Raw genomic sequence first — 13,610 nt, forward strand, 5'->3', positions numbered from 1 at the left:
GGCAGCGATACGGCCGGGCGGCAGGGTCGCACACGTCCTGCCCGGTTGGCCCCAGCTCGTCGGCGGAAGGCCTGCCGCACTGACCCCATCTCCGGCGAAGTCGGGCGAACGACGACTGCCATGCGGCTTTGGTCAGCAGGGGCAGACGAGGCGCGCCCCGGCTCCCGGCTCTCACCCACCGCCGTGGATACCAGCACGGCGCGCAGCCCTTCAGGCGAAAGGACATCATGGCCACCGTCAGACCCCGCCGGCCGATACACCCGGTCCGGCACCGACCACACGTTCCCCCTCTGTTGCCCCGACGCCCACTGACCGCTGCGGTGATCGTGCTCGCCATGGCCTTGGCGACGGTCGGCGGGCAGATCCCGGCGCAGGCGCGACCAGAGGCCACTGCCGAACTACTCAAGCCGCAGCGCTACGAGTCTGTGCCCGTTCACCCGGTCAGGACCGCGAAGCCGGCGCCGGACGCTGAGGCCGCCCCCAACAAGATCCAACGCCCCTCGCCGGTGTGGCCGGTGGCGGGAACCGCCGAAGTGACCTTACCTGCGACCGAAGCGCGGGCAACCACCTCGAAGCCGGTCCGTGCCGGATCGCTTCCGGTGGCGATCGCACCATCGGGCTCCGACTCGGCACGCCGTCCGGCGGCGGCAGTTCCGGGCAAGGTGCGGGTCCAGGTGCTGCCCCAGGCCACTGCGGAGAGGGCTGGCTTGCGTGGTGGCCTGCTCATCCGGGTGGGACGGACCGACGGCGGGCAGTCGGACGGCCAGGTCGAGGTGACGGTCGACTACTCGACTTTCGCCAGTGCGTTCGGCGCCGACTGGTCATCGCGGGTACGCCTCGTGCGCGTGCCCGAGTGCGCGCTGACCTCACCGGAGGCCAAGAACTGCCTCGTGACGCCGCTCGAGTCCCGCAACGCCGTGCGAGACCGCACCGTGTCGGCGTCGGTGCCGGCGGGGCCGATCCGACCCGCTATGTCGAGAGCAGATGCGAAGCGCTACGGGACGGTCCCGGGCAGCGCGACGAGCGGGACGCTGATCGCGTTGATGGCGGGCCCGTCCGGTGGTGCCGGAAGCTTCACCGCGTCGAGCCTCGCGCCGTCGTCCTCGTGGAGCCATGGTGGCTCCACTGGTGGCTTCAACTGGTCCTACCCGATGAGGACCCCACCCGGCCCGGGCGGCCCCGCCCCGAGCCTCGCCCTGTCGTACTCCTCACAGGCGGTCGACGGCAGGCAGGCGGCGACGAACAACCAGCCGGGGATGATCGGTGAGGGCTTCGACTACTCGCCGGGATTCATCGAGCGGCAGTACAAGGCGTGCGCCGACGACATGGACAGCTCCGGCGCGAACAACACCGTCAAGACCGGAGACCTGTGCTGGGGGCCCGACAACGCCGTCATGTCCCTCGGTGGGTCGTCGGTCGAACTGCTCAAGGGCAGCGACGGCAAGTGGCATCCCCGCCGCGAGGACGGCTCCAAGATCGAGCTGCTGACCTCCCCGGTCTACAACAACGGCGACGACGACAACGAGTACTGGAAGGTCACCACCGCCGATGGCACCCAGTACTGGTTCGGTCGCCACCAATTGCCGGGCTGGAGCACCTCGCGCCCGACGACCAACTCGGTGCTGACCGTCCCGGTGTACGGCAACAACCCCGGCGAGCCGTGCCATCAGAGCACCTTCGCCGCGTCCGAGTGCGGCGGCAAGCGGCAGGCGTGGCGCTGGAACCTGGACTACGTCCAGGACGTCCACGGCAACACCATGTCCCTGTGGTGGAGCAAGGAGACCAACTACTACGCCAAGAACAAGGCATCCTCGACGCCCGTCGCATACGACCGGGCGGGCTACCTCACCCGCATCGACTACGGCACCGACAACCGCGACAACACCGAGTACGCCGCGGCATCCCCGTACGTCCAGAACGCGCCGATGCGGGTGGCCTTCACCTACGCCGACCGCTGCCTGGCCAACTGCACGACCAAGAACGACACCACCTGGCCGGACACCCCCTGGGACCAGGAGTGCACCGCCTCCACGAACCCCTGCCAGAACGGCTCACCCACCTTCTGGTCGGCCAAGCGGACGACGGTGATCACCACCTCCGTGTGGAAGGCCGCCCTGTCGAAGTACCAGCCTGCCGACTCCTGGACGCTGCGCCAGTCGTTCCCCGACCCCGGTGACGGCACCCGCGCCGGCCTGTGGCTGGAAGGGATCACCCACCGCGGTCTGAACGACCCCGCGCTGATCACCACACCGAACGACGACACCAAGGCGGTCGTCGCCCCCGAGGTGACCTTCGAGGGCATCCAGATGCAGAACCGGGTCGACGCCACCGGCTCGGACTGGGCGCTGGCCATGAACTGGCGTCGGGTCAACCTGATCACGCTCGAGACCGGCGGACAGATCTTCGTCACCTACAGTGATCGCCAGTGCGCCAAGGGCGGAACAATGCCGTCAGCCAGCGCCCTGGACAGCAACACCCTGCTCTGCTACCCGGTCCGGTGGACCCCACCGGCTTTCACCGACCCCATCACCGACTACTTCCACAAGTACGTCGTCCGTGAGGTCCAGCAGATCGACCCCATCGGCGGGGCCCGACCGCTGCGCACCAGCTACGAGTACAGCAACCCGGGCAACCAGCCCCTGTGGCACTACGACGAGGACAACGGCCTCGCCCCGGACAACCGCAAGAGCTGGTCACAGTGGCGCGGCTACCCGAAGGTCACCACCAACGTCGGTGAGGGCACCAACCGCGTCAAGACCGAAACGCTCTACTACCGGGGCATGTACGGCGACAAACTCGCCGGCGGCGGCACCCGCACCAGCACCGTCGAAGGTCTCGAAGGCGGAGCCGTCAACGACTACGACCACTACGCCGGCACCCCACGGGAACAGATCAGCTGGCTCGGTAGCACCGTGCTGGCCGCCAGTATCAACGACATGTGGCGATCGGCCGCCACCGCGACCCGCGCGGGAACCCCGATCGCCGAGGCCCGCTACAGCCGCGTCACCACCGTCCACAGCCGGGCCACCACCGATACCGGCGTCCGCCGGGCCAGCACGACGACCACCTATGGCGACTACGGCATGCCGACGACCGTCCAGGACAACGGCGACGACGACAAGACGGGCGACGAGGCCTGCGTACAGACCGAGTACGCCCGCAACACCACGGGCACGAACTGGCTCCTGACCCCGGTCAAGCGCACCCACGGCTGGATCGGCACCTGCGCCACCACGCCGACCGCCGCAAGCCAGATCACCGCCGACACGAAGTTCAGCTTCGACACACTCGCCTACGGCACCACCCCGACCAAGGGGCTGCCTACCAAGACCGAAGCCATCACCGGCTTCAGCGGCGGCACCCGCACCTACCAGCAGAAGTCCACGGCCGTCTACGACGCCCGCGGTCGCATGACAGAGTCCACCGACGTCGCGGGGCAGACCACCACCACTACCTACACCCCGCTCGTCGACGGTCCGGTCACCAAGGTGGAGACGAAAAATCCCCTGTTGTGGAGCGACATCGTCGACCTCGACCCGGTCCTCGGGCTCCCCATCAAGGCGACCGATCCCAACCTGCGGATCACCGAGTACACCTACGACGCGATGGGTCGCAACACCGCCGTCTGGCTGCCTGACCGCGACCGCGCCGCGAACCCCTCCGCGCCATCGACCCGTTACAGCTACCAACTTCGTAAGACCCAGCCATCCACGATCACGACCGAGTCCCTCAACGCCAACGGCGGATACGACACTTCCCACGTCCTGCTCGACGGCCTCGGACGCGGCAGGCAGACCCAGGAACCGGCGTACGGCGCTGGCAGGATCCTCACCGACACCTTCTACGACGCCGCCGGCCGGGTCTACAAGGCGAACTCGGCCTACTGGAACAACAGTCCGGTCGACCTCACCGAGATCCGCCTCGGCAACGACTACGACGTCCCCAGTCAGACCCAGACTCTCTTCGACGTCGCGGGGCGACCGCTGCACTCTCTCCTGCTCGCCGGCCAGAACGGGCTCCAGGTTGAGAAGTCCCGCACCTCCATCACCTACCACGGAGACCACACCACCACCGAACCCGCCCAAGGCGAGGCGGCCATCACCACCTGGACCGACGTCCAGGGTCGCGTCGAGAAGCTCTGGCAGTACCACAGCCACACGGCGGCCGGCACCTATGACGAGACCAGTTACACCTACCACCCCACCGGCCAGCTGAGCACCGTCGCGGACGCCTCGGGGAACACCTGGTCCTACACCTACGACATCCAGGGCCGCCCGGTCTCGGTCAACGACCCCGACCAGGGCACCTCCACCATGGCGTACAACACGTACGGTGACCTGGAGAAGACCACCGACTCCCGGCCCGACACGCCGGACCTGTACCGCACCTACGACCAGGTCGGCCGACTCGAGACCGTCCGCGAGGGCAGCCTCACCGGCCAGAAGCGCATCGGATACACCTACGACTCGCCGGTCAAGGGCGTCGTCAAGTCGGCCTCCCGGTTCATCGGCACCGACGAGTACCGCGACGAGACCGTCACCGTCGACAAGCTCTACCGGCCGACGCAAACCAAACTCACCCTCCCAGCCTCACAGGCAGGCTTCTGCGGCATCGGTGCCACGACCTGCAGCTTCGTCAACAAAGCCACGTTCAAGGCCAGCGGCGCGCTCAACAACCTCACGCTTCCCGCAGCTGGCGGACTGAGCCAAGAGGTCCTGACCCACAAGTACGACACGACCTACGGCATGCCCAACCAGCTGGCCACCGACTACGGCGATGCCAGCTACTACGCCATCCAATCCGGGTACACCAGCCTGTTCGAACTCAACACCATCACCCGGGCCACCGCACTGGCAGGCGCCAAGTTCCTCCAGTCCGCCACCTACTACGACGAAGCCACCGGCCGGGCCAAGAGCAGCTCGGTCTCACGCTCAACGTCCCCGGGCCTGATCGCCAACATCGAGTACGCCTACGACCCCAGCGGCAACCTCAAAAAGATCGACGACAACCCCGGCAGCGGCACCCGCGACACCCAGTGCTTCATCTACGACCACCAACGCCGACTCACCCAGGCCTGGACACCCGAGTCCCATGACTGCGCCACGCCTCCCCAGAACGACCAGGAACTCGGAGGGCCAGCACCCTACTGGCAGCAGTGGTCGTTCGGCGCGCCCACCGACCCGAAGGGCCGCATCGGGAACAGGCTGACCCAGACCGAGCGGGCCACCCCGACCGGAACCATCACCACCACCTACAACTACCCGAACCCGCAAGCCGCCCAGCCCCACGCCCTGCTGGGCTGGAGCCGAACGGACAACACCGGCACCACCACCGGCTCCTATTCCTACGACAACGCCGGCAACATGACCAGCCGACCCAGCCCCTCAGGTCAACAGACGATGACCTGGGATGCCGAAGGACATCTGGCCACACTGACCGACAGCGCAGGCGCCAACTCCTACATCTACGACGCCTCCGGCAACCGGCTCATCGCCACCGACCCCACGGGCAGCACCCTGTTCCTCGACGGCCAAGAGGTCCGGCGAAACACCAGCACCGGCCAGGTCGACGCCACCCGCTACTACACCTTCAACGGCGAGACCATCGCCCAACGCACCGTCACCGGCCTCACCTGGCTCGCCAGCGACTACCAGGGAACCGCCCAGCTCAGCGTCGCCACCGACACCAACCAGACCATCACCCAACGCAGACAAACCCCATACGGCACGCCCCGCGGACCACAGCCAACCTGGCCTAACCAACAGGGATTCCTCGGCGGCTTCAAGGACCCCACGGGCCTGACACACCTGGGCGCACGCGAGTACGACCCGACCATCGGCCGGTTCATCTCCGTCGACCCCATCAACGACCCCGGCAACCCCCGCCAACTCCCCGCCTACACCTACGCCGCCAACAACCCCATCACGTATAGCGACCCCAGCGGCGAGATCATCCCAGAGTACGGTGGGGTCGATACGCCCACGGGTCTATGTGAACATGGGTTGGACGGGTATGCATGTCAAGAAGATGTCGAAGGAGGCGGCTCCGGCAACAACGGGGCAGGGCCTGCAAGGAAGACCGGCAGCCAGAAAACGCATGAAAGCCTGGAAGCGTGCGGTCTTTTCCTGCCTGTCGGAATGGTCTGCGACGGGGTCAATGCGGCCATTTACGTCAAGGAGGGTAACTACACCGAAGCGGTGGTGGCAGGAGTCTCCACTGTTCCCGTCCTGGACTGGGCCTGCAAAATCAAATCCTTTTGCAAGGCCACCGTCGGCTGGATGGCCGACAGAGTAAAGTCTGTTGTCGGAAAGGCGCCGACTGGACCTGCACCCAAGATTAACCATGCAGCCGACGCACGCGAAATGGCGGCCATCAAGGCGGATGCCCGGTCCGCAGCCAATCAAGCCCCTGCCCCGAAGCCGCCGAAGCCGCCGACGAAGGAGCCAGGTCCAACAACCAGGGGGAAGCCCTCCAATAATGGTGGCGGCGGCGCACCCACAGCGAAGTCCGGTTGCGCCAAACACAGCTTCGACCCTGCCACCCCCGTGCTCATGGCCGACGGCAGCAGCCGCCCGATCGCGGAAGTCACCGTAGGCGACGCAGTCCTAGCTCACAACCCAGAAACCGGCACTACAAGCCCTCAGGCCGTGGTCGAGGTGCACGTCAATCGGGACAAAGATCTCACTGATTTGTCTGTACGGATTGCAGACGGCTCGTTCTCCACGCTGAAAACAACGGGGCACCACCCGATTTGGAGCGAGAGCCGCAACGGATGGGTAGCCGCTGCGGATCTCATGCCCACCGAGAGGCTAAAGACCTCCACGGGGACCATAGTGACGGTCGTCGAAGCGAGAAGCTTCTCCGGCGACAGAATGATGAACGATCTGACCGTCGCTACTTTTCACACCTATTATGTGATCGTCGACAACACATCGATCCTTGTGCACAATTGCGGTGGGTCGATCAATCCGAGCCTGGTACGGTTCTCGCAGGACACGGTCAGCCCTCGCTTCAGCACGGGGGAGACGATCGAGCAAACGGCAGCCGCACTGCGCTCTGGTTACACCAGGCCGACAGATCTCCCTCCCGTGCGCCTCACCGTAAGAGATGGACAGATCTACACGTTGGACAATCGCAGGCTAGTAGCCTTTCAAAAAGCGGGCATTCCAATGCCGTTCCGCATGGCCACACCAGAGGAAGCCGCGAACGAAGCATGGAAGTTCACGACCAAAAACGAAGGACGGTCTATCATTATCACGCACTTTGATCCGGTAGAATGGATTCCATGAACTGGCCAGATGTAGAAATAAACGCAATTGAGAACCGCGATGATCTTGCCCTGTACTTAACAGGACTCGCGGCCAAGATTCGCGACGGGCGTCTTTCGGTTGCGAACCCCTCCACTGACACCTTCGTTGACTCCGCAGGCCGCTGGACCATGTCCATGGACAGCTTCTTCAAGAATGTCATGAAGGAGCCGGCACCGGAGACTCCGGACTGGGCCATGATAGCCGCAATTTTTCGAGCAGCATTGGTATACGAGTAAGCAACGGGTGGAGCGGTAGCGCAGCAGAAAGACCGGCCGCTCCTTAAAGCCCATAGAGTCGAGCGGTGCCATCGCCCAAGGCGTTGGCACCGCTCACTTGTCTGGCCAAGCAGGTACACGCCGACTCAGCCCAGCCTTTTGAGAATCTGCACCTCACCCACACGTGTGAGACTCAGGCGCCACGCTGCGACTGCAGCTGTGACTGGAAACACGGCGGTTTGAGCAGTTCGTCGCGGCCCAGGCGATCCACACCGCGCCGACGCCAATCGACGGCGCTCCCCGCAACTACCTCTTGGCCGAACTGGTGTGCTGCGGTGTCTGCGGCAGGACCATGGGCTCCCACTGGGTCCACGGCCAACCCGGCTACCGCTGCCGCCACGGCCACACCAGCAGTCACACCAAAGCACCCCACCGCCCGAAGACTCTCTACATCCGGGAAGACCACCTCCTCGACCGCATCCGCCACGAACGCAGACTTCACCGCCACCACCCCGCGCTGCGCAACCCTGACCCGGTGAGAGACGCCACCCACCTGCGGACAAACAGCATGATCGTCGTGTGTGAGCAGCACGCCTGGACCCTCGAGGACGAAACTGCGATCTACCCGCTCACCCCGGCGGCGAGCTTCCTCGCCACGACAGCAAGAATCCCCGCCCAACGGGACGGGAATTCCATGAAACGCGAATAGACATCACGCTTCGTGGGAAAATAACGTGTACGAGATCTACACAAACCAATATCCGACATACGATATTGCCGTCTACCAACACTATGGCACTTCAATAGCACACGTGTAGTCGTACAGGGATAGCCCACCTGGGCTGCCCATAGCCACCACGCTCAAGCTGCCCGCTCAGCCGGTAGCAGGACCCTCGTCAGATGCCTCGTGGTGGCCCAAGAGCTCGGAGTGCCCTCACGAGGTCGGGCGGCACGGTGAAGTGAGTTGCTTGGACCCCGTGGTCGTAGCCTGTCTGTAACGGATACTCCAGTTCATCGGGAAGGCGGCCTTGCTCGATGAGGGCGGCCGTGATGCGGTTTGTGGGACGTGTCAGACCGCGCAGTGTTCGATCCGGTGGGAATTCGGCGATCGCGTATACCTGGTTTCGCTCGAGCCGACCGTGTTGGCGTGCCGCGGTACGGATCAAGATTGCCCGCATTGGGTAGGAGTTGTCGAGCACGCGCATCAGCTCCGCAGCTGCTCCTATCGACCAACCTCGAACGTCGCGTGGCACCCGCTCGGCTTGATTCTCGATCACGATCGGCGGCTCGGGACGTCTGCGGTGCCGAGGTTGTGCGGGGAGGTTACGTCGCAGGAAGGAGGTATCGGCTGCGTCAGTCCCCGCGTCGCCCTGAGCACGCTCGTCGTCTTCCGGGGCGGGCCGGGGAGGTGCTTGCATGGGTTGGTATCGCAACTGGATCAGCCGGTCCTCCAGGAAGAGGCTGATCGTTGGCAGTAAGGTCCGTTTCGCGTCTGCCGCTCGCCGGCTTTCCTGCTCGGGAACGGACAACAGCCAGGTCTCGAGCGCGCCGGGGAGACCGAACGATAGCCGGAAAGCCTCAGGATCTTGTACGGGGTGATGGTCCAGTCCCCACGAGGCCCTTCGCGGCCGAAACGGATATTTACTCGGATGTCAGAGCCGTGTTCGGCGATGAAGGTCTCGAAGTCGTCCATGCTCTCGGGGTGCATGGCCAGAATGAACGGCGCTGCAGGGAAGCCCAGGATGAGTCCTTCGCCGGTAGCCGAATCCTGCAGCTCGGCGGTCGTCCGGGCTGCCCAGGACGCCAGCAGATCCGCTGGTAGTCCGCTGTTCGTGCCGTCGGTGGGCGTCCCAGCCGCGGTCGACTCGGCTCCTGCATTGCCGAAAGCGGTTCGGAGTGCCGTTCGTACTTGTCGGACCGGAAAGGTGGTGAGGCCCGTAGCAACGGCTGCCGTGAGGATCAGGTTCGCAGCTCTTTCCACAGTGGTGATGAGGGGTTCGAACGCGGGCCCGGACAGGTCGACGAGCGAGATCTGCTGAGCTAGTGCATAGGTTTGGGCTTCCTTCTTGAAACCGGCCGCGGAGAACAGCGCGTAGCGGTACTGGTACCGGCGTAGCGGATGCCGGTAAGACATCGATAGTTCGGTCGAGTACTGCTGGTTCACGTCATCGATGACGCCGTGGGCGTTGCGCACCTCCGCCAGACCGACCTTCGAGCTGCGGTTCTTCGCTTCGACGAACAGCCGAACAGGCAGTGAGAACGGTGTCGGCATCAGCAGGTCACCCAACACGTCAGCTTGGTGATCGGCGCCCCGGCCGCGAACCAGCAGGCCGTGTCCCGCCTGACGCAAGGCTTGCTCGTCAGCGTCCGAGTGCTGCAAGAGGCGGTATCCGTTCGAGCTGAGCAGGAAGGCGATCGCCTCCTCAAGGAGATATCCGGCCAGGGCATCGGCGGAGATCAGCGCCATGGCCTGATCCTCGCATGCGGAGGTCGATGGCCGTGGGGCGCATTGTCACGTAGGCGGGCGAGTGGCGGGGTGGGCTACCGGCCGGTGTCGGCGTCTTCGGCGGCCTTTCGTCGCTCGTGGGCGATCATGGATTGGATGTATGCGCGGGCCGCTTCGTGGTCGGCCGTGGGTGGCCGAGCCCGGCCTGTGGTTGCAGTTCGACTGGGGCGACGGGCCCCGCGTCGCCGGGCGCAAGACGCATCTGTTCTGCGCGTGGCTGGCATGGTCGCGGCTCCGGGTGGTGGTCCCGGTCTTCGATCAGACGATGGGCACGCTGATCGCCTGCCTGGACGCCACTTTGCGCCCGATCGGGGCGTGCCGGCGTATCTGCTGGGTGACAACGCCAAGACGGTCACCGTCGACCACGTCGCCGGCGTCGCCGTGCGGCATCCGACCGTGGTGGCTGCCGGGAGGCATTACGGGGCGACCGTGCACTCGTGTGAGCCGTTCGACCCGGAGTCCAAGGGTGGGGTTGAGAGGGTGGTTCGGGAGGCTTTGTCCGATGCGGGTTTGACGGTTCGTTAGCGGCCCTGGTGGTGGGGGTTACGCGGACGCCGTCGGCGGGGCCAGGGTGAACAGTCCGGCCTCGGGTTCGGTGAGGATCTGGCGGGCGACGAGGCGTTTGAGCTTCGCGCGGAGATTCTCGGTGTCCTTCGCGGTGGTGCCGGCGGCGAGGGCCTGGCAGATGTCCTTGGCGCGCATCGGTGCGTTGGCGCCGTGGAACACGGCGAGGATCTGTTGGTAGGCGGGGCTGGCGACGGTCGGGTCAGCAGGTGCCGCCGGATCGAGTGGGCCGCCCAGGCTCAGGAGCGTCTTGCGGGTGATGGCGAGTTCGGCGACCTCGGTCTCGGCCGCGGTGAGCTGCTCGTCGAGGGAAGCGATCTGGGCGCGGAGCCGCTCGACGGCCAGGCCGGCGGCGTTCTCGCGTTCGGTGAGCAGGGCCAGCAGCGTCGGCTGCGTCACCGTTGGTCGCGCCAGGACGTGGTGGCGGTGCCGGTCAACCGGCGGATGAGGTTCGCCGTCGAGGCCCACCAGGTGCGTGACACCGCGGAGGCGGGTCGGCTCTCGTACTCGCGGACCAGACGGCGGTGCAGCATCAACGTGCCGTTGGTCTGCTCCACCACCCACCGGCGCTTCACCGGCACGAACCCGGCCGTCGTGTCGGACCGCAGGACCTGCTCGACATCGATACCTCGGACCGCGCCGTGGATCTGCACGTCGTCTTTGAACCCGGCATCGACCCACGCCTTGGTCACCGTCGGCGTGTGCGCGAGGACGTTGTCCAGCAGCCTCACACCGATCGCATTGTCGGTGACCGACGCCGCGGTGACCACCACCGCGATGATCAACCCCAGCGCGTCCACCGCCAGGCCCCGCTTACGGCCCGGCACCTTCTTCGCCGCGTCCTTGCCGGTCGTCGCCGCCGGGACGTGGTTGGCCGCCCGAATCGACTGAGTGTCCAGCACCACCGCGGTCGGATCCTCCCGACGGCCGGCCTTCTCCCGCGCCTGACACCGCAGCAGATCATGAATCACCTGGTCAGTGCCGTCGTCACGCCACTGGGCGAAGTAGTAATACGTCGCGGACTTCGGCGGCAGATCGTGCGGCAGGTACGCCCACTGACAACCCGTCCGGTTCTGGTAGAAGATCGAATTCACGATCTCCCGCAGCTCGTAGCGACCCTGATGCCCCGACACCGACGGATGCCGGTCCTTCCACGCCTGCAGGAACGGACCCACCACCGCCCACTGCTCATCGGTCAGGTCACTCGGATACGCCGCACGCTCACCCATGATCAGCCCAACGCCGGCCGGACCTACCGGTTACGACCACGGCTCACATTCACATGCCAGCCCAAACCCATATTGGACGAAAGCTACCGAACCACCCTCTGAGGCGACGGTCCGGGTCGCCAAGGTCGATCTGGTGCCCACCGAGGCCAACCTGCGCGGCGCCTACGGCACGTTCGGCGAGCTGGTCGCCGCGTGTGAGAAGTGGTGTGAGCACATCAACGCCCGCGTGCATCGGGAGACCGGCGCGGCGTCGGTCGACCGGCTCGCGGTCGAACGTGCCCATCTGCACGTGCTACCCGGCGAGCCGCACACCGCCGCGCTGGGTGAGGAACGCCTGGTCAACGATGATCAGACGGTCCGAGTCGGGTCGGCGCGCTACTCGACCCCGCCGGGGCACGTCGGCACGAGAGTGTGGTGCCGCACCGTCGGTGAGGAACTGGTCATCGTCGCGATGACGAATACGGGCACGTGTTGGTGGCCAGTTCAGATTCCCCGCTGGCGGCCACTTAGCGGGGAGGTATCTGGCCGTAGATGACTACTCAGCGCTGATCCCTCCCGGTGCTGCGCCACGCACCCGGCCGAGCTATAACGACGTGATGGGAACAACGCCGACCCTTGTCGTCATCAGCGGACCGTCGGGGGCTGGCAAGACGACACTCGCCCACCTGCTCGCCCGACGAATCGGTTGCCCGGCGATCTGCCGGGACGAGATCAAGGAGGGCATGGTCCACGCGGCCGGCGACTTCATCGCCGCACCGGCCGACGAGCTGTCCCTGAGGACCCTGCCCACGTTCTTCAAGGTGCTTCAACTGCTGTTGAGCGCAGGCGTCACCACGGTCGCCGAGGCGGCCTTCCAAGACCGCCTGTGGCGCCCCGGCCTGCAGCCATTGATCGGGATCGCCGACATCCGGATTGTGCATTGCCAGGTCGACGCGCAGACGGCCTTTGACCGTGTCCAGCGACGGCAGGACGAGAACGCGACTCGGCGTGCCCATGCCGACGCCTACCTCGGCGACCATCAAACCCATGCCGTCGGCCACGACGGCTTCCAGCCCATCCGGCTCGACGTGCCCGCGATCGAGGTGGACACCAGCGACGGCTATCGCCCCGGACTCGACGAGATCGTTGCCTTTGCGAACGCAGGGCGATGAGGTACCTGTCGTTACCTTGCGTAGCTTTGGTGCTGGCCGTCCACGGGAAATTCAGCTGGCCGCCGACAGGCACGACCGGTGGCCGGTTCCTCGGCGAAGCGATCAGGGGGGTGGCGTCGCCGGCCGAGGATGGGATCCGGCGCCGGCCGCAGCACCCTGCCCGGAGCCGATCTTCGCTACGCGGTCATAGCAGACTTCGCTTTAACCGCTTGGAGCCCGCGACCCCTGACGCGCTCGACCTGGTCGAGGAAGCCATCCTCGTCTGGGACGACCTGTCCGGTCATCTCCGCGACGCCTACCACATCGCCCGCACCGAGCCGCAGGAGATCGCCGAGCCGCTCGTGGGCGCGCACCGTTACCTGTGTGGGCGCCTCGACCTCGCCTCGGACGAGATCGCCCAGCGACTCAACCGGCTCCTTGCGCGCTGCCACTACGACACCGTGGATGTCGACATCTACGCCGATCTCCTCGCTGAGCATGCCGTAGGAATGGCTGGTACGGCCGGTTGCTGATCATCGCGCGCGGAGGTAACGCCGCGCGATGCTTGTGCCGCCCGCCGCAGGACAGGACAACGCCGCCCGGCAAGCACCGGCGGCGGGGCTACTGCCGGCCCCTACAGGTCGATCGTTGTTTGG

8 protein-coding genes and 1 pseudogene are annotated in these 13,610 nt (G+C 65.9%); 6 read left to right on the forward strand and 3 right to left on the reverse strand.

Features of this window, described 5'->3' with window-relative positions:
• Window positions 1-320 precede the first annotated feature (320 nt).
• Together O7628_RS32220 and O7628_RS32225 are read left to right on the forward strand one after the other, a co-directional pair.
• Window positions 321-7,289, forward strand: coding sequence for an RHS repeat-associated core domain-containing protein (locus O7628_RS32220; RefSeq protein WP_278136105.1), 6,969 nt, complete (start codon window positions 321-323; stop codon window positions 7,287-7,289).
• A complete protein-coding gene (locus O7628_RS32225; protein WP_278136106.1) occupies window positions 7,286-7,546 on the forward strand; it encodes a hypothetical protein in 261 nt (86 codons plus the stop codon). Before O7628_RS32220 ends, O7628_RS32225 begins: the two co-directional genes overlap by 4 nt.
• 1,417 nt (window positions 7,547-8,963) lie before the next feature.
• On the opposite strand, the gene O7628_RS32230 is transcribed toward O7628_RS32225, so the two are convergent.
• Window positions 8,964-9,992, reverse strand: a complete 1,029-nt coding sequence (locus tag O7628_RS32230) for a restriction endonuclease (protein ID WP_278136107.1) — start codon at window positions 9,990-9,992, stop codon at window positions 8,964-8,966.
• A 160-nt stretch (window positions 9,993-10,152) separates the two neighbouring features.
• Here O7628_RS32230 and O7628_RS32235 point away from each other — a divergent pair.
• Window positions 10,153-10,535 (forward strand): annotated as a pseudogene (locus tag O7628_RS32235) (IS21 family transposase); the annotation flags it as partial.
• A gap of 39 nt (window positions 10,536-10,574) precedes the next feature.
• On the opposite strand, the gene O7628_RS32240 reads toward O7628_RS32235, so the two are convergent.
• Window positions 10,575-10,994 carry a hypothetical protein gene (locus O7628_RS32240; RefSeq protein WP_278127552.1) on the reverse strand — a complete coding sequence of 140 codons (420 nt, stop codon included), beginning with the start codon at window positions 10,992-10,994 and terminating at the stop codon, window positions 10,575-10,577.
• Window positions 10,991-11,824, reverse strand: coding sequence for an IS5 family transposase (locus O7628_RS32245; RefSeq protein ID WP_278127551.1), 834 nt, complete (start codon window positions 11,822-11,824; stop codon window positions 10,991-10,993). Before O7628_RS32245 ends, O7628_RS32240 begins: the two co-directional genes overlap by 4 nt.
• A 133-nt stretch (window positions 11,825-11,957) precedes the next feature.
• Between O7628_RS32245 and O7628_RS32250 the strand changes: the two genes are divergently transcribed.
• The 3 genes from O7628_RS32250 to O7628_RS32260 all read left to right on the forward strand — a co-directional run bounded on the left by O7628_RS32250 (window position 11,958) and on the right by O7628_RS32260 (window position 13,487).
• Window positions 11,958-12,359: a hypothetical protein gene (locus O7628_RS32250; protein ID WP_278136108.1), complete on the forward strand. Its 402-nt coding sequence runs from the start codon at window positions 11,958-11,960 to the stop codon at window positions 12,357-12,359.
• 61 nt (window positions 12,360-12,420) lie between these two features.
• The gene (locus O7628_RS32255; protein ID WP_278136109.1) at window positions 12,421-12,975 is read left to right on the forward strand and encodes an AAA family ATPase; all 555 of its coding nucleotides are present in this window, start codon (window positions 12,421-12,423) and stop codon (window positions 12,973-12,975) included.
• 209 nt (window positions 12,976-13,184) lie between these two features.
• On the forward strand, window positions 13,185-13,487 hold the full coding sequence (locus tag O7628_RS32260; protein WP_278136110.1) for a hypothetical protein: 303 nt from the start codon (window positions 13,185-13,187) through the stop codon (window positions 13,485-13,487).
• The last annotated feature ends 123 nt before the right edge of the window (window positions 13,488-13,610 follow it).

The sequence above is a fragment of the Micromonospora sp. WMMD956 genome, from assembly GCF_029626125.1.
GTDB classification, from domain to species: domain Bacteria; phylum Actinomycetota; class Actinomycetes; order Mycobacteriales; family Micromonosporaceae; genus Micromonospora; species Micromonospora carbonacea.